The 24,966-nt window shown below is 70.5% G+C and carries 23 protein-coding genes and 1 tRNA gene; 20 read left to right on the top strand and 4 right to left on the bottom strand.

Annotated elements, in window-relative coordinates:
* The first annotated feature begins 188 nt into the window (after positions 1 to 188).
* From BEK98_RS34565 to BEK98_RS34595, 7 genes are all read left to right on the top strand, one after another.
* The gene (locus BEK98_RS34565; protein ID WP_094220690.1) at positions 189 to 1,475 is read left to right on the top strand and encodes an ABC transporter substrate-binding protein; all 1,287 of its coding nucleotides are present in this window, start codon (positions 189 to 191) and stop codon (positions 1,473 to 1,475) included.
* 11 nt (positions 1,476 to 1,486) lie between these two features.
* Positions 1,487 to 2,446, top strand: a complete 960-nt coding sequence (locus BEK98_RS34570; protein ID WP_094220764.1) for a carbohydrate ABC transporter permease — start codon at positions 1,487 to 1,489, stop codon at positions 2,444 to 2,446.
* A complete protein-coding gene (locus tag BEK98_RS34575; protein ID WP_094220691.1) occupies positions 2,443 to 3,315 on the top strand; it encodes a carbohydrate ABC transporter permease in 873 nt (290 codons plus the stop codon). The genes BEK98_RS34570 and BEK98_RS34575 overlap by 4 nt, the downstream gene beginning before the upstream one ends.
* 10 nt (positions 3,316 to 3,325) lie before the next feature.
* On the top strand, positions 3,326 to 3,916 hold the full coding sequence (locus BEK98_RS34580) for a hypothetical protein (RefSeq protein ID WP_094220692.1): 591 nt from the start codon (positions 3,326 to 3,328) through the stop codon (positions 3,914 to 3,916).
* 91 nt (positions 3,917 to 4,007) lie between these two features.
* On the top strand, positions 4,008 to 6,746 hold the full coding sequence (locus BEK98_RS34585; RefSeq protein WP_094220693.1) for an exo-rhamnogalacturonan lyase family protein: 2,739 nt from the start codon (positions 4,008 to 4,010) through the stop codon (positions 6,744 to 6,746).
* A gap of 123 nt (positions 6,747 to 6,869) precedes the next feature.
* Complete coding sequence (locus BEK98_RS34590; protein WP_094220694.1) at positions 6,870 to 7,316, top strand: SRPBCC family protein; 447 nt, start codon at positions 6,870 to 6,872, stop codon at positions 7,314 to 7,316.
* Positions 7,317 to 7,355: 39 nt separating this feature from the next.
* Positions 7,356 to 7,427: transfer RNA gene (locus BEK98_RS34595), tRNA-Val, on the top strand.
* Between the two features lie 47 nt (positions 7,428 to 7,474).
* Here the strand turns inward: BEK98_RS34595 and BEK98_RS34600 are convergent.
* Positions 7,475 to 8,200, bottom strand: a complete 726-nt coding sequence (locus BEK98_RS34600; protein ID WP_094220695.1) for a 3'-5' exonuclease — start codon at positions 8,198 to 8,200, stop codon at positions 7,475 to 7,477.
* 168 nt (positions 8,201 to 8,368) lie between these two features.
* Here BEK98_RS34600 and BEK98_RS34605 point away from each other — a divergent pair, with 168 nt between their 5' ends.
* The 3 genes from BEK98_RS34605 to thrS all read left to right on the top strand — a co-directional run bounded on the left by BEK98_RS34605 (position 8,369) and on the right by thrS (position 12,240).
* Positions 8,369 to 8,935, top strand: a complete 567-nt coding sequence (locus tag BEK98_RS34605) for a DUF4365 domain-containing protein (protein ID WP_094220696.1) — start codon at positions 8,369 to 8,371, stop codon at positions 8,933 to 8,935.
* Positions 8,932 to 10,164 (top strand): hypothetical protein, encoded by a 1,233-nt coding sequence (locus BEK98_RS34610; RefSeq protein ID WP_094220697.1) that lies wholly within the window; start codon positions 8,932 to 8,934, stop codon positions 10,162 to 10,164. The genes BEK98_RS34605 and BEK98_RS34610 overlap by 4 nt, the downstream gene beginning before the upstream one ends.
* A 99-nt stretch (positions 10,165 to 10,263) precedes the next feature.
* A complete protein-coding gene (gene thrS, locus BEK98_RS34615) occupies positions 10,264 to 12,240 on the top strand; it encodes a threonine--tRNA ligase (protein WP_094220698.1) in 1,977 nt (658 codons plus the stop codon).
* 28 nt (positions 12,241 to 12,268) lie between these two features.
* On the opposite strand, the gene BEK98_RS34620 is transcribed toward thrS, so the two are convergent.
* Complete coding sequence (locus tag BEK98_RS34620) at positions 12,269 to 12,928, bottom strand: potassium channel family protein (protein WP_094220699.1); 660 nt, start codon at positions 12,926 to 12,928, stop codon at positions 12,269 to 12,271.
* Between the two features lie 67 nt (positions 12,929 to 12,995).
* Here BEK98_RS34620 and BEK98_RS34625 point away from each other — a divergent pair, with 67 nt between their 5' ends.
* Positions 12,996 to 13,553: an HIT family protein gene (locus BEK98_RS34625; RefSeq protein ID WP_094220700.1), complete on the top strand. Its 558-nt coding sequence runs from the start codon at positions 12,996 to 12,998 to the stop codon at positions 13,551 to 13,553.
* A 29-nt stretch (positions 13,554 to 13,582) separates the two neighbouring features.
* Here BEK98_RS34625 and BEK98_RS34630 read toward each other — a convergent pair whose 3' ends face one another.
* Positions 13,583 to 15,229, bottom strand: coding sequence for a hypothetical protein (locus tag BEK98_RS34630; protein ID WP_094220765.1), 1,647 nt, complete (start codon positions 15,227 to 15,229; stop codon positions 13,583 to 13,585).
* 212 nt (positions 15,230 to 15,441) lie between these two features.
* A complete protein-coding gene (locus BEK98_RS34635; protein ID WP_094220701.1) occupies positions 15,442 to 17,640 on the bottom strand; it encodes an elongation factor G-like protein EF-G2 in 2,199 nt (732 codons plus the stop codon).
* A gap of 280 nt (positions 17,641 to 17,920) precedes the next feature.
* Between BEK98_RS34635 and pgsA the strand changes: the two genes are divergently transcribed.
* From pgsA to ruvA, 9 genes are all read left to right on the top strand, one after another.
* Positions 17,921 to 18,592 carry a phosphatidylinositol phosphate synthase gene (gene pgsA, locus BEK98_RS34640; RefSeq protein ID WP_094220702.1) on the top strand — a complete coding sequence of 224 codons (672 nt, stop codon included), beginning with the start codon at positions 17,921 to 17,923 and terminating at the stop codon, positions 18,590 to 18,592.
* The gene (locus BEK98_RS34645; protein ID WP_094220703.1) at positions 18,589 to 19,497 is read left to right on the top strand and encodes a phosphatidylinositol mannoside acyltransferase; all 909 of its coding nucleotides are present in this window, start codon (positions 18,589 to 18,591) and stop codon (positions 19,495 to 19,497) included. The genes pgsA and BEK98_RS34645 overlap by 4 nt, the downstream gene beginning before the upstream one ends.
* Entirely contained in the window at positions 19,494 to 20,654 is a 1,161-nt protein-coding gene (locus BEK98_RS34650; RefSeq protein WP_094220704.1) for a glycosyltransferase family 4 protein, read from the top strand. Before BEK98_RS34645 ends, BEK98_RS34650 begins: the two co-directional genes overlap by 4 nt.
* Before the next feature lie 48 nt (positions 20,655 to 20,702).
* Positions 20,703 to 21,245 (top strand): LemA family protein, encoded by a 543-nt coding sequence (locus BEK98_RS34655; RefSeq protein ID WP_094220705.1) that lies wholly within the window; start codon positions 20,703 to 20,705, stop codon positions 21,243 to 21,245.
* Between the two features lie 114 nt (positions 21,246 to 21,359).
* Positions 21,360 to 22,265 (top strand): pyridoxal 5'-phosphate synthase lyase subunit PdxS, encoded by a 906-nt coding sequence (gene pdxS / locus BEK98_RS34660; RefSeq protein ID WP_094220706.1) that lies wholly within the window; start codon positions 21,360 to 21,362, stop codon positions 22,263 to 22,265.
* A gap of 13 nt (positions 22,266 to 22,278) precedes the next feature.
* Entirely contained in the window at positions 22,279 to 22,884 is a 606-nt protein-coding gene (gene pdxT, locus BEK98_RS34665) for a pyridoxal 5'-phosphate synthase glutaminase subunit PdxT (RefSeq protein WP_094220707.1), read from the top strand.
* 48 nt (positions 22,885 to 22,932) lie between these two features.
* A complete protein-coding gene (locus tag BEK98_RS34670; protein WP_094220708.1) occupies positions 22,933 to 23,685 on the top strand; it encodes a YebC/PmpR family DNA-binding transcriptional regulator in 753 nt (250 codons plus the stop codon).
* A gap of 130 nt (positions 23,686 to 23,815) precedes the next feature.
* On the top strand, positions 23,816 to 24,355 hold the full coding sequence (ruvC, locus tag BEK98_RS34675; protein WP_094220709.1) for a crossover junction endodeoxyribonuclease RuvC: 540 nt from the start codon (positions 23,816 to 23,818) through the stop codon (positions 24,353 to 24,355).
* Positions 24,352 to 24,957: a Holliday junction branch migration protein RuvA gene (gene ruvA, locus BEK98_RS34680; RefSeq protein WP_094220710.1), complete on the top strand. Its 606-nt coding sequence runs from the start codon at positions 24,352 to 24,354 to the stop codon at positions 24,955 to 24,957. The genes ruvC and ruvA overlap by 4 nt, the downstream gene beginning before the upstream one ends.
* Positions 24,958 to 24,966 lie beyond the last annotated feature (9 nt).

Genomic DNA, 24,966 nt, shown 5'->3' on the forward strand with positions numbered 1-24,966 from the left:
CCTGCACAGTCACCCTCCACACCCGCCCCCGCACCCCTGCCGGACGCTCCAGGCCCCGCCCCCTGCCGCGAAGAAAATCCTGTCCGAATCATTGACGCACCTCCGGCCCCTCCGTAACTTGTGCCAGCAAGCGCTTACTTGAAACGATTCATGACGGCGGCGACGACGCTGCGGGGAGGGGCCCGACCGTGGGAACCAGCAAGAATCTTGAGAGGCGTACGGTCCTGAAGGCGGCCGGGGCCTCCGCTGCCGCACTCGGGCTTGCGGCGACGACCGGCTGTGGCGGCGAAAGCGGTTCCGGGGACGGGACGGTGACGATCCGTTACTCGTGGTGGGGTGCCGAGGAGCGGGCCAAGAAGATCAACCAGACGATCACGCTCTTCGAGAAGAAGTACCCGAAGATCAAGGTCAAGACCGACTTTCAGACGTATCAATCGTTCTGGGAGAAGTTCCAGACGCAGGCGGCCGGCGGAAATCCCCCGGACGTTTTCCAGAACGCCGTCACATTTCTTCGGAAGTACGACAAGCGCGGAATTCTTCTCGACCTCAAGTCCCAGGTGCAGGCAGGCAATCTGAGCCTGGATCACTTCCGCGCGGGCGTCACGAAGGTCGGCGAGGTCGACGGCAAGCAGCTCGGCGTTCCCGTCGGTTCCAACACCATGGCGCTCGTCATCGACAAGAAGCTCTTCCAGAAGGCGGGCGTCGAGCCGCAGCAGGGCTGGACCTGGGACGAGTACTTCAAGGCCCTGAAGACCATCCACGACAAGACGAAGATCGCCGGCGACACCGGTTACTTCGCCATCATGTACCTGTACGACCTCTACCTCCGCCAGAACGGCAAGGCCTTCTTCACCAAGGACGGACTCGGTTTCGACAAGGCCGATCTGACGGAGTGGTGGACGGACGGCTACAACCGCATCAAGGCCGGCATCGTCACTGACCCGAAGGTCGTCCAGCAGGACATGCCCAAGTCCTCCCTCTCCGCCGGCCACGGCGCCTCGGAGTTCACCTGGGACAACTTCACCGTCCGCTACTCCGCGGAGGGCGACAGCACCTACGGCCTCGCCCCGATCCCCACCACCGACGGCAAGAACACCGGCCAGTACCTCGCCTCCCTGATGCTCAGCGCCTCCGCCCGCACCTCCCACCCCAAGGAAGTCGCCCAGTTCATCAACTTCATGGTCCACGACCCGGAGGTCGGCAGGATCATGGGCTACGACCGCGGCATCCTCGCGAGCACCGAGCAGTACGAGGCCTTCAAGCCGACCGACACGGTGAACAAGGAGATCGCGCAGTACGAGGAGGACACTGCCAAGTCCGGCGTCCTCGGCACGATCACCCCGCACCCGTCCGGTGCCGACACCATCGAGGCCGCCTTCCTGCGCCTCGGCGGCGACCTCGGACAGGGCAAGACCAAGGTCGCGGACGCGGTGAAGCAGTTCTTCACCGAGTCCGAGGCCGCCTTCCAGGCCTGATGGGACGTGCCGTGACGCTCGTCAAGGACTCCGTGCCCGCCTCCCGCACGGCACGCCCGGCCGCCCGCGCCACCGCGGGGCGGCCGGGCCGCCGCCGGGAGAACCTCGCCGGCTACCTCTTCATGTCCCCGTGGATCGCCGGCTTCCTGCTGCTGACCGCGGGCCCGATGGTGGCCTCGCTGTACTTCGCGTTCACCGACTACAACCTCTTCAACACCCCGAAGTGGGTCGGGTTCGACAACTTCACCAAGATGTTCGACGACCCGCGCTGGCAGAAGTCGGTCGAGGTGACGGCCAAGTACGTCGTCATCGGCACCCCGCTGAAACTGCTGCTCGCCCTCGGTGTCGCCCTGCTCCTCGCGCAGAGCCGCCGCGGCCAGGCCTTCTACCGGGCCGCCTTCTACGCCCCCTCGCTCATCGGCGCGAGCGTCTCGATCGGCTTCGTCTGGCGTTCGCTCTTCTCCGACGACGCGGTCGTGGACCGTACCCAGACCTTCCTCGGCTTCCACGTCGGCGGCTGGGTCGGCAACGCCGACTGGGTGCTGTACTGCCTGGTCGCGCTGACCGTCTGGCAGTTCGGGGCGCCCATGGTCATCTTCCTGGCCGGGCTCAAGCAGGTGCCCCGGGAGCTGTACGAGGCCGCCGAGATGGACGGCGCGGGACCCTTCCGGAGGTTCTGGAACATCACCCTGCCGATGATCTCCCCGGTGCTCTTCTTCAACGTGCTCCTGGAGACCATCCACTCCTTCCAGATCTTCGGCTCCGCCTACGTCGTCTCCAACACCTACTGCGGTCCGGCCGACGCCACGCTCGTCTACACCTGCTACCTGTACCAGCAGGGCTTCAAGAACTCCCAGATGGGCTTCGCCTCCGCCATGGCCTGGATGCTGCTGCTCGCCGTGGCCCTGGTGACGGCCGTCCTCTTCTGGTCCCAGAAGAAGTGGGTGCACTACGAGGAGGACGCCCGATGAGCGCGATCACCACGAAGGCCACGGGAGTGGGCCGCAGGCGCAGCGGCTCCCTCGCCTGGCATCTCGGCGCCCTGCTGATCCTCGCCGTCATCCTCTACCCGGTCGTCTGGGTCATCGGGGCCTCGTTCAAGCCGAGCAAGGACATCATCAACAGCCTCACGCTGTTCCCGTCCCACCCGGTCCTCGGCAACTTCAAGGGCCTCGCCGACGGCATCGCCGACATCTCGATCTGGACCTTCTTCCAGAACTCCCTCGTCTACGCGCTCGGCGCCGTCGTAGGCGTCCTGATCTCCTGCTCGCTGACCGCGTACGCCTTCGCGCGCATCAGGTTCGCCGGGCGCAACCTGCTGTTCTCGCTCATGATCGGCACGCTGCTGCTGCCGTACCACGTGCTGCTCATCCCGCAGTACGTGATGTTCCAGAAGCTGGGCTGGATCAACAGCTACGCCCCGCTGCTGATCGGCAAGTACCTCGCCACCGAGGCCTTCTTCGTCTTCCTCATGGTGCAGTTCATGCGCAACCTGCCCCGCGAGCTGGACGAGGCCGCGCGGCTCGACGGCTGCGGGCATCTGCGCATCTACTGGTCGATCGTGCTGCCGCTGTGCCGGCCCGCGCTGATCACCAGCGCGATCTTCACCTTCATCAACGCCTGGAACGACTTCATGGGCCCGCTGATCTACCTCAACGAGCCCGGCAAGTACACCGTCTCCCTCGGCCTGATGATGTTCCGCGACTCCGACGGCGTGGCCGCCAACTACGGCGGCATGATCGCCATGTCCCTGGTCGCGCTGCTGCCGGTGCTGCTGTTCTTCCTCGCCTTCCAGCGCTACCTGATCGACGGCATGGCGACCTCCGGACTGAAGGGCTGAGGCGGGGACCATGGCGGAAGCGCGCGTGAAGCCACGCAGGGAGTCCGTGTTCGCCGAGCGGTTCGGGGTCTTCGCCGAGTGTCTGCTCACCGGTGTGTGGATCGTGGTGGCCTCCCTCGGAGTCGTCACCTACCCGGCCGCCTTCGCCGCCGGCGCCCGGCATCTGCGCCGGCGTACGGCTCACGAGGGGGGCGGCTGGCGGGATTTCGCGGCCGACTTCCGGGGCGCGTCGCGCGGCGGCTGGGCCGTCGGGGTCGGCGGCTGGATCGCGGTGGCGCTCGCCTGGGTGGACGTCCAGGCCGTGCGCGCCGGGCTGCCCGGCGGGCCGCTCGTCGGTGCCGTGGGCCTGTTCGCGCTGCTCGGGCTCGCCGTGGCCGGGCTGCGCGCGGCGGCCGTGTGGACCCCGGGGAGCCGCTGGCGCGCCCTGCTCGCCGAGGCCGGCCGCCGTACGGTCCTCGACCCCGCCGGATCCTTCCTGCTCGTCGGCGGAGCGGTCCTGACCTGCTGCTCCGCTCTGCTCATCGCACCGCTGGCGGTCCCCGTGCTCGGGGCCGTAGCGGCGGCGGCCGTCGCCGTGGAGGAGCGGTACCGGCGCCGCTGAGCCGGCGGTGCCCCCGGCCAAGGCCGGCGCCCTGGGTGCCGCGCCTCTCTCTGTCATGCCCCTGACCAGCCATCGTACGGAAGGAAAGGCCATGTCCCCCATCCCCCGCAGGTCCCTTCTCAAGGCCGCCGCCGTCGCCGGAGCCGCCGCCCAGTTCAGCTGGGCACTGGGGGCGAGCGACGCGCAGGCCGCGCCCGCGGACGCGGCAGGCGACGCCGACCCGGTGACCCTGGACTGGCTGGAGGACGGCGGCCTCGGCGCCGCGCCCGGCTCCACCGTCGGCGTGCCCTGGCCGATGGGCACCTACCAGGAGGACCAGACCTTCGCGCTCACGGACGCCGACGGCAAGGACGTCCCCGTACAGACCTGGCCGCTCGCCTACTGGCCCGACGGCTCCCTCAAGTGGACGGCGCACGCCGTCGGTTCGGGCTCCGGCAAGCTCACCCTCACGGCCGGCACCCCCAAGGCCCCCGACAAGAAGGTCACCGTCGACCGCAGCGGCGGCACCATCGACGTCTCCACCGGTGTCATCACCGCGAAGATCGGCAAGAACGGCTCGACCCTCATCAAGTCGGTCACCCGGGGGTCGACCGAGATCGCCAGGAACGGCCGGCTCGTGCTCGTCCGGCAGCCCGAGGTCGAGGACGAGGACCAGGGCACGGTCAAGACCGAGCGCTTCGACGGCGCGATCGACGAGGTCACCGTCGAACAGGACGGCCCGGTCCGCGCGGTGGTCCGCATCGACGGCAAGCACCGCAAGGGCGCCCGCAGTTGGCTGCCGTTCTCGATCCGGCTCTACTTCTACGCCGGTTCCGAGTCCTTCCGCATGGTGCACACCATCACGTACGACGGCACGCTGGAACCCGGCAAGGCCAGTGGCGACTTCATCCGCGGGCTCGGCGTACGGTTCGCCGTGCCCCTGCGGGACGCGGCCTACGACCGGCACATCCGCATCGGCGGCGAGGGCACCGGCCTGCTGCGGGAGGCCGTACAGGGCATCACCGGGCTGCGCCGCGACCCCGGTGCCGCCGTCCAGGCCGCCCAGTACGCGGGCCGGAAGCTGCCCGACCCGTCCACCTGGGACCAGCGGGTCACCACCCGGCTGCAGTACATCCCGCACTGGGGCGACTACACCCTCTCCCAGCTCTCCGCCGACGGCTTCACCCTGCGCAAGCGCACCAAGAAGGGCTACGGCTGGATCACGGCCGGCGGCGGGGGGCGGGCCTCCGGCTTCGGCTACGTCGGCGGCGCGAGCGGCGGTTTCTCCTTCGGCCTGAGGGACTTCTGGGAGAAGTTCCCCGCGCAGCTCGACATCCGTGACGCCCACACCGACGAGGCCACCGTCACCCTGTGGCTCTGGTCCCCCGAGGCACAGCCCATGGACCTGCGCTTCTACCACGACGGCATGGGCCAGGACACTTACGCCGAGCAGCTCGAAGGCCTCAACATCACCTACGAGGACTACGAGCCGGAGTTCGGCACCCCCTACGGCATCGCCCGCACCTCCGAACTCCTCTTCTGGGCCAACGAGTCGACGCCCGCGGCCGAGACCCTCGCCGACCAGGTCACGGCCGTCCGCACGCTGCCGCAGCTCGCCGCCCCGCCCAGGCAGCTCATCAAGGCCAAGGTCTTCGGCCCCGGCCTGTTCTCCGAGCCGGACCGCTCCACCGCCGCCAAGGCGAAGATCGAGGACCACCTCGACTTCCTCTTCACCTACTACAAGGACCAGGTGGAGATGCGCCGTTGGTACGGCTTCTGGGACTACGGCGACATCATGCACACCTACGACTCGGCCCGGCACGTGTGGCGGTACGACATCGGCGGCTACGCCTGGGACAACTCCGAGCTGTCGCCGGACCTGTGGCTCTGGTACGCGTACCTCAGAAGCGGCCGCTCCGACATCTTCCGCTTCGCCGAGGCGATGACCCGGCACACCGGCGAGGTCGACGTCTACCACCTCGGCCAGTGGGCGGGCCTCGGCACCCGGCACGGCGTGCAGCACTTCGCCGACAGCGCCAAGCAGCAGCGCATCGCCAACACCACGTACCGGCGCTTCTACTACTTCCTCACGGCCGACGAACGCGTCGGTGACCTCATGCGGGCCAACGTCGACTCCGACGAGACGTTCCTCGTCCTCGACCCGCAGCGCAAGGTCCGCACCGACCCGTACACCCCCGACCCGCACGCCCTGTCGATCGGCTTCGGCACCGACTGGAGCGGCCTGGTGTCGGCGTGGCTGACGGAGTGGGAGCGCAAGGGCCCCAAATGGGAGAAGGCCAAGGCCCGGGTCCTGTCCACCATGGAGACCATCGCGGCCCAGCCCAACGGCTTCGTCCAGGGCAGCGGCCTGTACGACATCGACACCGGCAGGTTCGCCGTCGCCGACAAGCCGGCGGTCGCGGTCTCCCACCTCTCCGCCGTCTTCGGCCTCAACGAGCTGTGCGCCGAGCTGATCCACCTGGTCGACCTGCCGAAGTTCAAGGACGCCTACCTCGACTACTGCCGCTACTTCAACGCCACCAAGGCCGAACAGGCAGCCCGCTACGGCAGCAACTTCGGCACCCTGCTGCTCTTCCAGGGCCACTCGCGCCTGGACGCCTACGCCGCCGTACAGACCGGTGACGCAGCCCTCGCCAAGCGCGCCTGGACCAAGTTCTACAGCTCCGACGGCTACACCGAGTCCTCGCCGTGGAAGACCGAGAAGCTGACCGGACCGGCCACCCTGGTCGAAGGGAGCGAGGCGAGCTGGGTGTCGACCAACGACACCGCGCTGTACGGCCTCGCCGCCATCGAGAACCTGGCCCTGCTCGGCGACAAGATGCCGAGCTGACCGCGCTGGGGGAGCGCCGTCGCACGGGCGGCGGCGCTCGTCCCCCGAGTGTGGTCCGCGTCACGGCGAGGCACATGAGTACGCGTACTCAGATCACCGCGCCCACCAGGGCAGACTCTGCCCATGGACTGGACCCACTACCGCTTCCGCAGCCTGTGGTCCCTGCCGGCCCCGCCGGCCGCCGTGTTCGCGGTGCTGGAGCGGCCCGAGGACTATCCCGACTGGTGGCCGCAGGTACGGGCGGTGACCCGGCTCGACGACGGCACCGGCGTCATCACCATCCGCTCCCTGCTGCCGTACGCCATGACCTTCACCGCCCGCGAGACACGCCACGACCCGGCCGCCGGCATCCTGGAGATCGCCGTGTCCGGAGACATCGAGGGCTGGGCCCGCTGGACGGTCACCGCCGAAGGCGCCGGCACGCTGGCCCGCTACGACCAGGTCGTGGACGTCACCAAGCCGCTGCTCAGACGGCTGGCCGTGCCGGGACGTCCCGTCTTCCGCGCCAACCACCGGCTGATGATGAGGGCCGGGCGGCGCGGACTGCTGCGCCACCTGGAAGCGGTTTGAAGTAACACCGCAGGGGCCTGTATTGTTCAGTGCGTTCCCGGGCGATTAGCTCAGTGGGAGAGCGCTTCGTTCACACCGAAGAGGTCACTGGTTCGAACCCAGTATCGCCCACCGGGAAAGAGCCGGTCCGCATCAGCGGACCGGCTCTTTTTGCGCGGCTACGCCGCCGCGGGCAACTCCGGCCTGAGCGGCCAGTCCGTGCTCACCGTCTCCTCCGAGCCGCTGCGCGCGAACCACGCCTGAAGACCGCGGGCCTGCGCCGCGTGCCAGGTGGCCTGGAGCGTGTGCAGCTCGGCAGGGGTCAGACGCTCCAGCCGGGTCGCGAAACGGCGGCCCACGGCACGTACGACGTCCAGCGCGGCCAGCGCGTCCGCCGCCGCGTCATGCGCGCCCTCCAGCGTCACGCCGTAGTGCGCGCACAGGTCGGTCAGCGTGCGCCGGCCCTTGCGGTAGCGGTCCAGGTGCTTGTCCAGGACCCGCGGATCCAGCACATGCAGCGTGCTCGCCTCGAACCAGCGGTCGAGCGAGGAGGCGCGGTGCCGGCGCAACTCCCGGTCCAGCAGCGTGAGATCGAACGGCGCGTTCATCACCACCAGCGGGCGCCCCATCGCCGCGTGCTCCGCCAACTGCTCGGCTATCTCGAACATCACCGGCGCCGGCCAGCGGCCGTTGTGCTGCAGGTGTTCGTCCGTCAGACCGTGCACCGCCGTCGCCGCCTCCGGCACCGACACCCCCGGGTTCACCAGCCAACGGGTGATCCGGGGCCGGGTACCCGGCGCGTCCTGGACGACGACGGCGGCCGACACGATCCGGTCGGTCTCGACGTCCACGCCCGTCGTCTCCGTGTCGAAGGCCGCCAGCGGCCCCTCGTACCAGGTCGTCATCTGAACCCAACTCCTCGTTCACCCAGCGCAGATGACGTTCCGTCTTCTGCCCGTTTGGTGATACCCGGGCCGTTTGCGCCGTACGCCGGGAGGAGACAACAGGAGTACGGGTCTTTGCAGTTCAGCGGCCCGGCACGGGGAAACTCTTGGCTTGGAAGGCTGTTGGTCATGGCCATAGCGCAGCCCGAGCAGGGCGGGCTGCTGCCCGACCACTCGGGCCCCCTCCGCGGCACGCTCGCCACCACCGCCTGCATGGAGACACTGCAGGTCGGCTATCTGCACGCGGTCTCCGCCGCGGCGGGCTGCTCGCTGTCCCAGCCCTTCCCGGACAACGGCATCGACTGGCACGTCAGTCACAGCGCACCCGGACACACCGTCGACGACGAGGTCACCATCAAGGTGCAGCTCAAGTGCACCTACCAGGTGCCGCCGAACCCGCCGGGCCGCTTCTTCTCCTTCACCCTCGACAACGACCACCTGCGCAAACTCGCCCGCACGCCCGTCTCGGTGCACAAGATCCTGGTCGTCATGCTGGTCCCGCGCTCCCAGGACGACTGGCTGCGCGCCAGCCACGACCGGCTCGACCTCAGGCACTGCTGCTACTGGGTCAACCTCGCCGGCCACCCGGTCACCGGCCGGCACCGGACCACCGTGCGGATACCGACCTCGCGCATCTTCGACGACCGTGCGCTGTGCGAGATCATGACGCGGGTCGGGACGGGAGGCAGGCCATGAGGATCCGTCCGTACGACGAGCCGGCCCGGCAGGTCCGGCCGCACCCCGACGACCTGGCCTGGAACCAGCCGCCCGACCCCGCCGAGGTCGACCCCGCCGTGCTCGGCGCCCTGCTGCGCCGGCACGGCTGGCAGCGGCGCGGGGGAGCGGCCGGGCGCTACGGCCGCTGGACCCCGCCCGGACCGGGCGGCGCCGCGACCAGCCTGCTGGTGCCGGAGAGCCGGGCCTTCCCCGACAGCGACGACCTGCTCGGCGAGGCCCTCGACGCCCTCGCCCGCAGCGACACCCCCGCCGCGCGCGAGGTGCTGATCTCCCTCACCCTGCCCAGCGACGAGATCCGCTGGTGGCGGGACACCCCGAGCGGTCCCGTCGGCGCCTCCCCCTGGACGGTCGACGAGCGACTGCGCACCGCGGCCCGTCAGATGCTCCTCGCGGCCGCGCTCGCCACCCGCGCGCGGGCCGGCTACTACGGCGCCCGGCACCGCCGGCCCGCCGCCGCCCTCCTGGAGAACGTCCTCGTCGGCCCCACCGCCGAAGGCCACCGGCTGACCGCCTTCGTGCCCGTGCCCACCGGCCGCTCGCTCGCCGTCCGTCTCCACCAGGCCCTGTACGCGGCCCGCGAGGCGATCGACTACCAGCGGGCCACCGGCGGCATGGACGCCTTCGACGGCGCGGTCGAGGCCGGCGTCAGCCGCGAGCTGACCGAGGCGCTGACCACACTCGTCCGCGGCACCGAGGGTGCCCGCGTCGCCATCGCCTGGGCCCCCGGGGCCGGAGTGCCCGAGGGATGCGCCGCCTCCGCCGAGCCCGTCGAGTTCTCCCCCGGCGACCTGCCCGTGCTGCACGCGGCCGGCGCCCGCTACCTGCAGGGGGAACCCTCCGTGCCGGTCCGGATCACCGGCACGGTGGTCCGCCTGCGCCGCTCCGGGCCGCGCGGCGAGGGCACCGTACGGCTGCGGGTGCTCGCGGGCGCCGAGGTCCCGCACGTCCGCGTCACCCTCGACGAGGAGGACTACCGCATCGCCGGCCACGCCCACCTCGTCGGCCTCCCGGTGCGGGTGCACGGCCGCCTGGAGCGCCGGGGCGGCTTCCGCAGGCTCACCGGCGCCTCCGGGGTCGTACCCGTGCAGGTGGACGACGCCGAGCGGGACCGGCTGATGAAGTCCCTTCAGGAGAACCTCGACTTCTTCGAGGAGGCGTGCGGAGAGGCGTACGGAGACGAGGACTGAGGGTGACCGTTTCGCGGTCGGTGGTGTCGGGTCGGTACGATCCCTTGTGCGCGCGCTCCTGGTATGGCGCCGCACCCCACCTTCAGTCAGGAGAGACCGGTGTCAGACGTCCGTGTGATCATCCAACGCGATTCCGAGCGGGAAGAACGCGTGGTGACGACGGGCACTACGGCCGCCGACCTCTTCGCGGGCGAGCGGTCGATCATCGCCGCGCGCGTGGGCGGCGAGCTGAAGGACCTCGCGTACGCGCTGTCCGACGGTGACGAGGTCGAGGGCGTCGAGATCTCCTCCGAGGACGGTCTGAACATCCTGCGCCACTCCACCGCGCACGTCATGGCGCAGGCCGTGCAGGAGCTGTTCCCCGAGGCCAAGCTGGGCATCGGCCCGCCGGTCAAGGACGGCTTCTACTACGACTTCGACGTCGAGAAGCCGTTCACGCCCGAGGATCTCAAGGCCGTCGAGAAGAAGATGCAGGAGATCCAGAAGCGCGGGCAGCGCTTCTCCCGTCGCGTCGTCACCGACGAGGCCGCCCGCGAGGAGCTGGCGAACGAGCCGTACAAGCTGGAGCTGATCGGCCTCAAGGGCTCGGCGTCGCACGACGACGGCGCGGACGTCGAGGTCGGCGCCGGCGAGCTGACGATCTACGACAACCTGGACGCCAAGACCGGCGAGCTGTGCTGGAAGGACCTCTGCCGCGGTCCCCACCTGCCCTCGACCCGTCTCATCCCGGCGTTCAAGCTGATGCGCAACGCGGCCGCCTACTGGCGCGGCAGCGAGAAGAACCCGATGCTCCAGCGCATCTACGGCACCGCCTGGCCCTCCAAGGATGAGCTGAAGGGCTACCTGGACTTCCTCGCCGAGGCCGAGAAGCGCGACCACCGCAAGCTCGGCTCCGAGCTGGACCTCTTCTCGATCCCCGAGCAGATCGGCTCCGGCCTCGCCGTCTTCCACCCCAAGGGCGGCATCGTCCGCCGCGTGATGGAGGACTACTCGCGCCGCCGGCACGAGGAAGAGGGCTACGAGTTCGTCTACACCCCGCACGCGACGAAGGGGAAGCTCTTCGAGACGTCCGGCCACCTGGACTGGTATGCCGAGGGCATGTACCCGCCCATGCAGCTCGACGAGGGCGTGGACTACTACCTCAAGCCCATGAACTGCCCGATGCACAACCTGATCTTCGACGCGCGCGGCCGCTCGTACCGTGAACTGCCGCTGCGCCTCTTCGAGTTCGGGACCGTGTACCGGTACGAGAAGTCGGGCGTCGTGCACGGCCTGACCCGCGCCCGGGGCTTCACCCAGGACGACGCGCACATCTACTGCACCCGTGAGCAGATGTCCGAGGAGCTGGACAAGACGCTCACCTTCGTCCTCGGCCTGCTGCGCGACTACGGCCTGACCGACTTCTACCTGGAGCTGTCCACCAAGGACCCGGAGAAGTTCGTCGGCTCCGACGAGGTCTGGGAGGAGGCGACCGAGACGCTGCGCCAGGTCGCCGAGAAGCAGGGCCTGCCCCTGGTCCCGGACCCGGGCGGCGCCGCCTTCTACGGCCCGAAGATCTCCGTCCAGGCCAAGGACGCGATCGGCCGCACCTGGCAGATGTCGACCATCCAGCTCGACTTCAACCTGCCCGAGCGCTTCGACCTGGAGTACACCGGCCCGGACGGCGCCAAGCAGCGCCCGGTGATGATCCACCGCGCCCTCTTCGGCTCGATCGAGCGCTTCTTCGCGGTGCTCCTGGAGCACTACGCGGGTGCCTTCCCGGCGTGGCTCGCTCCCGTCCAGGCGATCGGCATCCCGATCGGCGACGGGCACGTCGAGTACCTGGAGAAGTTCGCCGCGGCGGCCCGGAAGAAGGGTCTGCGCGTCGAGGTCGACTCCTCCTCGGACCGTATGCAGAAGAAGATCCGCAACGCCCAGAAGCAGAAGGTGCCCTTCATGGTCATCGCGGGCGACGAGGACATGTCGAACGGCTCGGTGTCCTTCCGCTACCGCGACGGCTCGCAGGAGAACGGCATCCCGTTCGACGAGGCCATCGCCAAGATCGCGCAGGTCGTGGAGGAGCGGACGCAGGTCTGATCCGTACCGTTCGCAGGGCCCCCGGGGATCACTTCCCCGGGGGCCTTTCGTCGCCCTCGCGGTAGAAGGTCTGCATCAGCCACGACGAGAACGAACCCGTCACCGCGCCGAGCAGGCCCACTCCGCAGGCCATCATCCCGGTCGCGATCACCCGGCCGAGCCTGGTCACCGGGGTGATGTCGCCGTAGCCGACCGTGGTGAGGGTCGATGCGGCCCACCACACGGCGTCCCCGAACGTCTTCATGGTGGCGCCGGGCGCCCCGCGTTCCTGCTGGTAGGTCGCGAGGGCACCGGAGAAGCCGAGCAGCAGGGTGGACAGGCTCGCGTAGGCGATCACCCGGGCGTACAGGGACAGCCGGGGCTCGCCCTGCCGGCGCTGGATGACGTCGTAGAGCGGCACGATCCGCAACGGGCGCAACAGCGGCAGGACGACCACGATCGTGAGCAGGAAATGCGTGGTGACGAAGCGCAGGAAGCGTTGCCCGCTGAGCCGCCAGCGCACCACGTAGTCCACGGCGAAGGCCACCCAGAGAGCCAGCAGCACGAACCCGCACAGGCCGCGCCAGAAGGGCGCCACGCTGGTCGCCAGGACGCGGGTCGCGTAGGCCGCCAGGAAGACCAGTGAGGCCGCGAAGAGGGGAATCTCGGTGCGCTGCCCCCAGCGGGCCTCGGGGCTGTCGTCGTCCACCGGCCAAGCTTGGCCGGTGACCGCCCTCCCGCCGCCCCGGCGACACGCCGCGAACGGGCGAAGCCATATGCTGCCTTGCATGACGAGTGAGCCGGAACAGCAGATCGGAGTGGGGACGCAGGACGCGTTCCAGCGCCTGTGGACGCCCCACCGGATGGCCTACATCCAGGGCGAGAACAAGCCGACCGGCCCGGGGGCCGGCGACGGCTGCCCCTTCTGCTCCATCCCGGCCAAGTCCGACGAGGACGGCCTGATCGTCCGCCGCGGCGAGCACGTGTACGCCGTGCTCAACCTCTACCCGTACAACGGCGGCCACCTGATGACCGTGCCGTACCGGCACGTGGCCGACTACACCGACCTGACCGGGCCGGAGACCGCCGAGCTGGCCGAGCTGACCAAGCAGGCGATGACCGCCCTGCGCACCGCCTCCGGCGCGCACGGCTTCAACATCGGCATGAACCAGGGCACGGTGGCCGGCGCCGGCATCGCGGCCCACCTGCACCAGCACATCGTCCCGCGCTGGGGCGGCGACACGAACTTCATGCCGGTCGTCGGCCACACGAAGGTCCTGCCGCAGCTGCTGGCGGACACGCGGAAGATGCTGGCGGAGGCCTGGCCGGCGTAGGTCCCCGGTGCCCCCTGCCGAGGGCACCCCTACGCGTCGTAGCTGTCTGCCTTGCGCGGTGTCGGGTCCTGGACCAGGCCGCTGAGGACGGACGAGCGGGTGCCGAACTTCTCGGTGTTCACACCGTTCTCCTCCAGGACCCTGAGCGCGGCCGAGTGCACCACCCGCAGGACCGGCGTGGCCGCGCGCAACGCGTCGTCGGCCATGAAGCGGTGGCGCCAGGGCTGGTCGGCCCAGGCGTGCCGGAGGCCGAAGGGCTCGGGCAGGGCGAGGGAGCCGCCGAGCCAGTTGAGCAGCGGCGGATACCAGGTCAGCGGGGCGCGCGCGGCGAGCCGTACCACCTCGTCGGTCGGGACCAGCGGCAGCTTGATCGTGCGGGTCTCCCACGGCTTGAGGGACTTGGCGACCTCCTTGGTCGGCGCCTCCGGCTTCGCGCGGAACAGCGGGTTCACCGGACCCAGCGCATGCCCGGTCACCTCGATGCGCAGCGTCTCGTGCAGCACGGTCACCGTGATCAGCATGGTGAGGACCAGCTGCCCGTCCCACAGGGTCCACTGCACGCCCAGATAGTGCCGGTCACCACTGCCGAACTGCTGCTTGTTGCAGATGTCCTGTATGGCGTGCGACTTGATCTGGAACGCCTCGACGTCCGTGCCCGACGGCCGGGACACCTCCTTGGCGTTCTCCCCGATCGGCGTGACGATCCAGTGCCGTATCGACGGCTTCGGGAAGCCGCCGGTGTTCAGCGGGCCGCGCTCCAGCATGCGCAGCTGGTCGTGGATCGCGCGTATGACGTCCCAGCTGCGGAAGGGGTGGATCTCCCGGGTGGGGTCGGCGGACACCAGGTCCTCGGCGAGCTGCCACGCGCCCCAGCGGGTGCCCATGCCGAGTATGCCCTTGGGGCCCGCGTAGAAGACCGAGTTGGACTGCTGCTCGGCGCTGAGCCGGGCCAGCGACTGGCGCAGCTGCTCGGCCGCGGTCTCGCCGGGGCTGCGCGGCACGGCCTCGGGGACCTTGGCGCCGACGGTGGTGCCCGAGAGCAGGCCGTCCCAGCGGGCCCGCAGATCCTTCGCGGTGCGGTCGCAGATCTGCTTGGCCCAGAACCAGCCCAGCACCGGGGCGACGACGCACCCGCGTGCGTACCACCCCCAGAATCCGCTGAGCGGCATCTTCAGCAGGAAGAGCGCGGCGACCACGCCGACCCCGGCGAGCAGGGCGGTGGCGAGCGCCCCGGCCCGCTTGTCGTCGCGCTTGGCGACGAACGTGCGCAGCTGGAAGACGAGCAGCCAGCCGATGAGTCCCGGCAGGAAGATCAGGCCGCACACCACCATGACCAGGGACAGCCGGTTGTCCCGCTCCCGGCGGATGTTGTTGGCCGCCAGGCAGTGCTCCACGACGACCTGGGGCTCGGCGCCGAAGGACTGGATGAGCGGCTTGCGCCCGGGCGCCAGCATGCGGTCGACCACGGCCCGCGAGAAGGCCTCGCCGAGGTTGGGCTTGAGCAGGGCGATCCGGCCGGGCTTGACCGTCGACTGGTGCCACTCGTTGTCGGTCTTCTTGATGTCCTCGACCACGTTGTCCCGGTAGGCCGCCGAGGCCAGCGCGAAGGTCGCCGCCTGGCCCTCGTCGCCGGACACGGGCACCTGCGGTCCGTCCCACTCCGTTCCAACCGACATTCCCGCCCCCATCGCCGCCGGTGTCGCTTCTGCGGCCTTCCCGACTTCCTTGCTCCGCACACCTGTTGAACAGGCCGTCGTGCCGACACCACGCCACTACCGCACGAGTTCGGCACACCGTGATCAGGTGATCAGCGTATCCGCAGCCACCGACACCGCGACGGCGGACGGCCAAAGCCGCCCGCCGGCGCACGGAGTCCACCGGTGGTGAACTACGAGGGTTCTCCCGCCTGTTCACGGACCCGCTCGGCGACCTGCGGCGGCATCGGCTCGTGCCGGGCGTACGCGCGGTCGAAGCGGGCCGTCCCGTGCGACAGGGAGCGCAGGTCGATCGCGTAGCGGCCGATCTCGAACTCGGGCACCTCGGCGCGGACCAGAGTCCGTCCGGAGCCCACCTGTTCGGTGCCGAGCACCCGGCCCCGCCGGCTCGACAGGTCGCTCATCACCGCGCCCACGTAGTCGTCGGCGACCAGCACGGTCACCTCGGCCACCGGCTCCAGCAGATGGATCCGCGTCTGGGACGCGGCCTCGCGCAGGGCCAGCGCGCCCGCCGTCTGGAAAGCGGCGTCGGAGGAGTCCACCGAGTGCGCCTTGCCGTCCAGCAGCGTGATCCGCACGTCCACCAGCGGATAGCCGGCGACCACGCCCTTCGCGGCCTGCGCCCGTACGCCCTTCTCCACGGACGGGATGAACTGGCGCGGTACGGCGCCGCCCACCACCTTGTCCACGAACTCGATGCCCGAGCCGCCCGGCAGCGGCTCCACCTCGATCTCGCAGATGGCGTACTGCCCGTGCCCGCCGGACTGCTTGACGTGCCGGCCCCGTCCGGCGGCCTTCGTGGCGAACGTCTCCCGGAGGGAGACCCGGTGCGGGACGACGTCGACCTGGACGCCGTACCGGCTGCGCAGCCGCTCCAGGGCGACGTCCGCGTGGGCCTCGCCCAGGCACCACAGCACCACCTGGTGGGTGTCCTGGTTCTGCTCCAGGCGCATCGTCGGATCCTCGGCGACCAGCCGGCTCAGCCCCTGCGAGAGCTTGTCCTCGTCCGCCTTGCTGTGTGCCTGTATGGCGAGCGGCAGCAGCGGGTCGGGCATCTGCCAGGGCTCCATCAGGAGCGGGTCGTCCTTGCCCGAGAGCGTGTCCCCGGTCTCGGCGCGGCCGAGCTTGGCCACGCACACCAGGTCGCCCGCGACGGCGTGCGTCACCGGGCGCTGCTGCTTGCCGAACGGCATGGACAGCGCGCCGATCCGCTCGTCGACGTCGTGGTCCTCGTGCCCGCGGTCGGCCAGGCCGTGCCCGGAGACGTGCACCGTCTCGTCGGGGCGCAGGGTGCCGGAGAAGACGCGGACCAGCGAGATCCGGCCGACGTACGGGTCGGAGGCGGTCTTCACGACCTCGGCGACCAGCGGGCCGCCGGTGTCGCAGGCCTTCAGCTCGCGCGCCTTGCCGTCGATCGTGGTGACCCCGGGCAGGGGGTGCTCGAACGGGGTCGGGAACCCGCCGGTGATCAGCTCCAGCAGCTCGACCGTGCCCAGGCCCTGCCGCCCGCCGTCGGCGGCGGGGGCGGCCGCCAGGACGGGGAAGAAGGTGCCGCGCGCGACGGCCCGCTCCAGGTCGTCGATCAGCGTCTTGACATCGATCTGCTCGCCGCCCAGGTAGCGGTCCATGAGGGTCTCGTCCTCGCTCTCGGCGATGATCCCCTCGATGAGCCGGTTGCGGGCCTCCGCGATGTCCGGCAGCTGGTCCTCGCCGGGCTCGGACTCCTTGCGTTCGCCGGACGCGTAGTCGAACAGCTTCTGCGACAGCAGCCCGATCAGCCCGGTCACGGGCGCGTGCCCGTCCGGGCCCTCCGGCCCGCGCAGCGGCAGGTACAGCGGCAGCACGGCATCGGGGTCGTCCGCGCCGAAGGCCTCCGCGCACACCCGGGTCATCTCCTCGAAGTCCGCGCGCGCGGCCTCCAGGTGTGTGATCACGATCGCGCGGGGCATGCCGACGGCCTGGCACTCCTCCCACACCATGCGGGTCGAGCCGTCCACCCCGTCGGAGGCCGAGACGACGAAGAGGGCCGCGTCCGCCGCGCGCAGACCGGCCCTCAGCTCGCCGACGAAGTCGGCGTATCCAGGGGTGTCGAGGACATTGACCTTGAACCCGTCCCATTCGACCGGGGCCAGGGAGAGCTGTACCGAGCGTTGCTGCCGGTGCTCGATCTCGTCGTAGTCGGAGACGGTGCCGCCGTCCTCCACGCGGCCCGCCCGGTTCACCGCCCCCGCGGTCAGCGCGAGGGCCTCCACCAGAGTCGTCTTGCCCGAACCGGAGTGGCCGACCAGCACCACATTCCGTACGGACGCGGGGTGGTCGGCCGCCACTGCCCTGCCGGCGGCTCCGGGGTGTGTTTGCGCCTTGTCGCCCATGATCCTGCCTCCCGTGCACGGTGAGGTCACTGTGGGCGCGGACACGCGGCACCGCGCACTGGCGGCTCCTGCGACGCCCGCGGTTCTTCGAGCTTTCCACTCCCGTCACGCTGCGTCCATACGACGGACGCCGTTCGCGCCACGCGCGCCCCGCGCGAGCGGGTGTGCACCGGCTCGCGGCACGACTGCGGGTGCCCGCCCGTCAGGCACGGGCGCGCGTGACTACGATGGGCCAGCCGGTGGCCACCAGGGCCGCGGCGCCACGACCGTCGGGAAGGCCATGCTGAACAAGTACGCGCGTGCATTCTTCACGCGTGTCCTCACACCGTTCGCCGCGTTTCTCATCCGCCGGGGCGTGAGCCCCGACGCGGTCACGCTCATCGGCACGGCCGGAGTGGTCGCGGGCGCGCTGGTCTTCTTCCCCCGGGGCGAGTTCTTCTGGGGCACGATCGTGATCACCCTGTTCGTCTTCTCCGACCTGGTCGACGGCAACATGGCCCGCCAGCTGGGCCGCTCCAGCCGCTGGGGCGCCTTCCTGGACTCCACGCTCGACCGGGTGGCCGACGGCGCGATCTTCGGCGGCTTCGCGCTGTGGTACGCGGGCAACGGCAACGACAACGTCCTGTGCGCCGTCTCGATCTTCTGCCTGGCCAGCGGCCAGGTGGTGTCGTACACCAAGGCCCGGGGCGAGTCGATCGGACTGCCGGTCGCCGTCAACGGGCTCGTCGAGCGCGCCGAGCGACTGGTGATCTCGCTGGTCGCGGCCGGTCTCGCGGGCCTCCACAAGTTCGGCGTGCCGGGCATCCAGTGGCTGCTGCCGATCGCCCTGTGGATCGTCGCCGTGGGCAGCCTGGTCACCCTCATCCAGCGGGTCGTCACCGTCCGCCGCGAGTCGGCCGAGGCGGAGGCGGCGCAGCAGAACGCGTCCCAGGGGAGTGAGGCGGCGAAGTGAGCACCGCCGACCGGCTCACCGACGCGCTGTACGGCCTCGGCTGGAGCACCGTCAAGAAGCTCCCGGAACCCGTCGCGGTCCGCCTCGGCCGGTCCATCGCCGACCTCGCCTGGAAACAGCGCGGCAAGGGCGTCCTGCGGCTGGAGGCGAACTACGCGCGCGTGGTGCCCGACGCCGGCCCCGAGCGGCTGGCCGAACTCTCTCGCGCGGGCATGCGCTCGTACCTGCGCTACTGGATGGAGTCCTTCCGGCTGCCCGCCTGGAGCGCCGAGCGCGTGAAGACGGGCTTCGACTGCAAGGACGTGCACCACCTGACCGACGGGATCGCCTCCCCCCGGGGCGTGATCCTCGCGCTGCCGCACCTGGCCAACTGGGACCTGGCCGGCGCCTGGGTCACCACCCGGCTGGAGACGCCGTTCACCACGGTCGCCGAGCGCCTGAAGCCCGAGACGCTCTACGACCGCTTCGTCGCCTACCGCGAGGGCCTCGGCATGGAGGTCCTGCCGCACAGCGGCGGCACCACCTTCGGCACCCTGGCCCGGCGGCTGCGCGACGGCGGCCTGGTCTGCCTGGTCGCCGACCGTGACCTGTCCGCGTCCGGCGTCGAGGTCGACTTCTTCGGCGAGCGCACCCGGATGCCCGCGGGCCCGGCCCTCCTCGCCCAGCAGACCGGCGCCCTGCTGATGCCCGTCACGCTCTGGTACGACGAGTCGCCGGTCATGAAGGGGCAGATCCATCCGCCGATCGAGGTACCGCAGTCAGGTACGCGGGCCGAGAAGACGTCTGTCATGACACAGTCGCTGGCCGACGCCTTCGCCACCGGGATCGCCGATCATCCGGAGGACTGGCACATGCTCCAGCGGCTGTGGCTCGCCGACCTCGACCCCGCGAAGGGACCCTCGTGAGAATCGGGATCGTCTGCCCGTACTCCTGGGACGTGCCCGGGGGAGTCCAGTTCCACATCCGCGACCTCGCCGAGTACTTCATCCGCCTGGGCCACGAGGTCTCCGTCCTCGCCCCGGCCGACGACGACACCCCGCTGCCGCCGTACGTCGTCTCGGCCGGCCGTGCGGTCCCCGTGCCGTACAACGGCTCGGTGGCCCGGCTGAACTTCGGTTTCCTGTCGGCCGCGCGGGTGCGGCGCTGGCTGCACGACGGCGCCTTCGACGTGGTCCACATCCACGAGCCGACCTCCCCGTCGCTCGGCCTGCTGACCTGCTGGGCGGCGCAGGGCCCCATCGTGGCCACCTTCCACACCTCCAACCCCCGCTCGCGCGCGATGATCGCTGCGTACGCGATCCTGCAGGCCGCGCTGGAGAAGATCAGCGCGCGGATCGCGGTCAGCGAGTACGCCCGCCGCACCCTGGTCGAGCACCTGGGCGGCGACGCGGTGGTGATCCCCAACGGGGTCGATGTCGAGTTCTTCGCCAAGGCCGAGCCCAACCCCGAGTGGCAGGGCGACACGCTGGGCTTCATCGGCCGTATCGACGAGCCCCGCAAGGGCCTGCCGGTCCTGATGAAGGCCCTCCCGAAGATCCTCGCCGCCCGCCCGCAGACCCGTCTGCTGGTCGCGGGGCGCGGTGACGAGGAGGCGGCCGTCGAGGACCTGCCCGAGGAGCTGCGCTCCCGCGTCCAGTTCCTCGGCATGATCAGCGACGAGGACAAGGCGCGCTTCCTGCGCAGCGTCGACCTGTACATCGCGCCCAACACCGGCGGCGAGAGCTTCGGCATCATCCTCGTCGAGGCCATGTCCGCGGGCGCCCCCGTCCTCGCCTCCGACCTGGACGCCTTCGTCCAGGTCCTCGACCAGGGCGCGGCCGGCGAGGTCTTCGCCAACGAGGACGCGGACGCCCTGGCCGACGCGGCCGTACGCCTGCTGGCGGACCCGGAACGGCTGGACGAACTGCGCGAGCGGGGGAGCACCCACGTCCGCCGCTTCGACTGGTCCACCGTCGGCGCGGACATCCTGTCGGTGTACGAGACGGTGACCACCGGTACGGCGGCGGTGGCCACGGACGAGCGGACGGGGTTCCGGGCCCGGTTCGGGCTGGCGCGGGACTGAGGCGAGGGTCTGCTCCGGCCGGCCCCGGGAGCCGACTAACCTTCGCCCGTGACCCCAACCCTCATCTGGATCCTCGTCGCGCTCGTCGCCATCGGCCTGTACCTGAGCTGGACGGCCGGACGCCTGGACCGGCTGCACGTGCGGATGGACGCCGCGCGCGCCGCGCTGGACGCGCAGCTGCTGCGGCGGGCCTCCGTGACGCAGGAACTGGCGACCTCGGGCGTGCTGGACCCGGCCGCCTCGATCGTGCTCTACGAGGCCGCGCACGCCGCCCGGCAGGCCGAGGAGGAGCAGCGGGAGGTGGCGGAGAGCGAGCTGAGCCAGGCCCTGCGCGCGGTGTTCGAGGCTCCGCAGCAGGTGGAGGCCGTACGGGAGGCCCCGGGCGGCGAGGAGGCGGCCCGTGAGCTGGCCGAGGCCGTCCGCCGGGTCCCCATGGCCCGCCGCTTCCACAACGACGCCGTGGGAGCCGCCCGCAGGCTCCGGGAGCACCGCAAGGTCCGCTGGTTCCGGCTGGCCGGCCACGCCCCCTTCCCGCTGGCCTTCGAGATGGACGACGAGCCGCCCGCCGCCCTGGTGGAGCGGGTCTCCTGAACCTTCGGTGGACCAAAAGGATCCACCGGGTTGCCATTGGCCCTTGCTGTGGCCTGGTCCACTCACGTTTCCTCTCTGGAGCAGAAAACCCTCTTTTCCCTAGCGAGGTCACCCGTGTCCACCACCGAGAACCAGGCTCCCGAGACCGGCACCGCCCGCGTGAAGCGCGGCATGGCCGAGCAGCTCAAGGGCGGCGTGATCATGGACGTCGTCACGCCGGAGCAGGCGAAGATCGCCGAGGACGCGGGCGCTGTCGCGGTCATGGCCCTGGAGCGGGTCCCGGCCGACATCCGCAAGGACGGCGGCGTGGCCCGCATGTCCGACCCGGACATGATCGAGGGCATCATCAACGCCGTGTCCATCCCGGTCATGGCGAAGTCCCGGATCGGCCACTTCGTCGAGGCCCAGGTGCTGCAGTCCCTCGGTGTGGACTACATCGACGAGTCCGAGGTCCTCACCCCGGCCGACGAGGTCAACCACTCCGACAAGTGGGCCTTCACCACCCCCTTCGTCTGTGGTGCCACCAACCTGGGCGAGGCCCTGCGCCGCATCGCCGAGGGCGCCGCGATGATCCGCTCCAAGGGCGAGGCCGGCACCGGCAACGTGGTCGAGGCCGTCCGCCACCTGCGCCAGATCAAGAACGAGATCGCCCGCCTGCGCGGCTACGACAACAACGAGCTGTTCGCCGCCGCCAAGGAGCTGCGCGCCCCGTACGAGCTGGTCAAGGAGGTCGCCGAGCTGGGCAAGCTGCCGGTGGTCCTCTTCTCCGCCGGTGGCGTCGCCACCCCGGCCGACGCCGCCCTGATGCGTCAGCTCGGCGCCGAGGGCGTCTTCGTGGGCTCGGGCATCTTCAAGTCCGGCGACCCGGCCAAGCGCGCCGCCGCCATCGTGAAGGCCACCACCTTCTACGACGACCCGAAGATCATCGCGGACGCCTCCCGCAACCTGGGCGAGGCCATGGTCGGCATCAACTGCGACACCCTCCCCGAGTCCGAGCGCTACGCGAACCGCGGCTGGTAAGGCACCGGAACACATGAACACCCCCGTGATAGGCGTCCTGGCCCTCCAGGGCGACGTACGGGAGCACCTCATCGCCCTGGCCGCGGCCGACGCCGTGGCCAGGCCGGTGCGGCGCCCCGAGGAACTCGCCGAGGTCGACGGCCTCGTCATACCCGGCGGCGAGTCCACCACGATCTCCAAGCTGGCCGTCCTCTTCGGAGTGATGGAGCCCCTCCGCGCGCGCGTACGCGACGGCATGCCCGTCTACGGCACCTGCGCCGGCATGATCATGCTCGCCGACAAGATCCTCGACCCGCGCTCGGGCCAGGAGACCATCGGCGGCATCGACATGATCGTGCGCCGCAACGCCTTCGGGCGGCAGAACGAGTCGTTCGAGGCGGCGGTCGACGTCGACGGAGTCCCGGGCGATCCTGTAGAGGGCGTCTTCATCCGCGCCCCGTGGGTCGAGTCCGTCGGCGCCGAGGCCGAGGTGCTCGCCGAGTACGGCGGCCACATCGTCGCGGTCCGTCAGGGCAACGCGCTCGCCACGTCGTTCCACCCGGAACTGACCGGCGACCACCGCGTGCACTCCCTGTTCGTCGACATGGTGCGCGCCAACCGGACACCCGAGTCCTTGTAGGATCTCTGGCGTTCGTTCATAGACGGGTTACGCGAAGGAGACAGGCAGATGTCCGGCCACTCTAAATGGGCCACGACGAAGCACAAGAAGGCCGTGATCGATGCCAAGCGCGGCAAGCTCTTCGCGAAGCTGATCAAGAACATCGAGGTCGCGGCGCGTATGGGCGGCATCGACCTCGAGGGCAACCCGACGCTCTATGACGCCGTCCAGAAGGCCAAGAAGCAGTCGGTCCCGAACAAGAACATCGACTCCGCGATCAAGCGCGGTGGCGGTCTCGAGGCCGGCGGCGCCGACTACGAGACGATCATGTACGAGGGCTACGGCCCGAACGGTGTCGCGGTGCTCATCGAGTGCCTCACCGACAACCGCAACCGCGCCGCCTCCGACGTGCGCGTCGCCATGACCCGCAACGGCGGCAACATGGCCGACCCGGGCTCCGTGTCGTACATGTTCAGCCGCAAGGGCGTCGTCATCGTCCCCAAGGGCGAGCTGTCCGAGGACGACGTCCTGGGTGCCGTCCTGGACGCGGGTGCCGAGGAGGTCAACGACCTCGGTGAGTCCTTCGAGGTCATCAGCGAGGCCACCGACCTGGTCGCGGTCCGCACCGCCCTCCAGGACGCCGGGATCGACTACGACTCCGCCGACTCCAGCTTCGTGCCGTCCGTCCAGGTCGAACTGGACGAGGAGGGCGCCAAGAAGATCTTCAAGCTGATCGACGCGCTCGAGGACAGCGACGACGTCCAGAACGTCTTCGCCAACTTCGACGTCAGCGACGACATCATGGAGAAGGTCGAAGCCTGACGCGGACGCGAACCCAACGGGCCGACGGGACACACCCCGTCGGCCCGTCGCTTTGCCGGGCGTTGTGCGAGGCGTTGTCGGTGGCACCCGATAGCCTGCACAAACAGGCGACCGAAGGGAGGGGGCGCGCGTGCGTGTACTGGGGGTGGACCCCGGGCTGACCCGGTGTGGTGTCGGTGTCGTCGAGGGGGTCGCGGGCCGGCCGCTCACCATGCTCGGCGTCGGGGTCGTACGGACGCCCGCGGACGCCGACCTGAGCCTCCGGCTGCTCGCCGTCGAGCAGGGCATCGAGGAGTGGCTGGACGAGCACCGGCCCGAGTTCGTCGCCGTCGAGCGCGTCTTCAGCCAGCACAACGTGCGCACCGTCATGGGCACCGCGCAGGCCAGCGCCGTCGCCATGCTGTGCGCCGCCCGGCGCGGCATCCCCGTCGCCCTGCACACCCCCAGCGAGGTCAAGGCAGCCGTCACCGGCAGCGGTCGCGCCGACAAGGCCCAGGTCGGGGCCATGGTCACCCGCCTGCTCCGGCTCAGCGCCCCGCCGAAGCCGGCCGACGCCGCCGACGCCCTCGCCCTCGCCATCTGCCACATCTGGCGCGCCCCCGCCCAGAACCGGCTCCAGCAGGCCGTCGCCCGGCACACCGTCCACGCAACGAAAGGCCGTACGGCATGATCGCGTTCGTCAGCGGCCCGGTCGCCGCCCTCGCCCCCGACTCCGCGGTCGTCGAGGTGGGCGGCATCGGCATCGCCGTCCAGTGCACCCCGAACACGCTCTCCGGCCTGCGCATGGGCCGGCCGGCCAAGCTCGCCACCTCCCTGGTGGTGCGCGAGGACTCGCTGACCCTGTACGGCTTCGTGGACGACGACGAGCGCCAGGTCTTCGAACTGCTGCAGACGGCGAGCGGGGTGGGACCGCGCCTCGCCCAGGCGATGCTCGCCGTGCACACGCCGGACGCACTGCGCCGCGCCGTCGCCACCGCTGACGAGAAGGCCCTCATCGCCGTCCCAGGCATCGGCAAGAAGGGCGCGCAGAAGCTGCTGCTCGAGCTGAAGGACCGGCTCGGCGCGCCCGTCGGCGCCCCCGCCGTCGGCGCCCCGGTCACCCAGGGCTGGCGCGACCAGCTGCACGCGGCGCTCATCGGCCTCGGCTACGCCACCCGCGAGGCCGACGAGGCGGTCACCGCCGTGGCCCCCCAGGCCGAGGCCGCCGACGGCACACCGCAGGTGGGGCAGCTCCTGAAGGCCGCCCTGCAGACCCTGAACCGCGCCCGCTGACCCGACGAC

Origin of the sequence: Streptomyces diastatochromogenes, assembly GCF_002242805.1 — a bacterium.
Classification (GTDB): domain Bacteria; phylum Actinomycetota; class Actinomycetes; order Streptomycetales; family Streptomycetaceae; genus Streptomyces; species Streptomyces diastatochromogenes.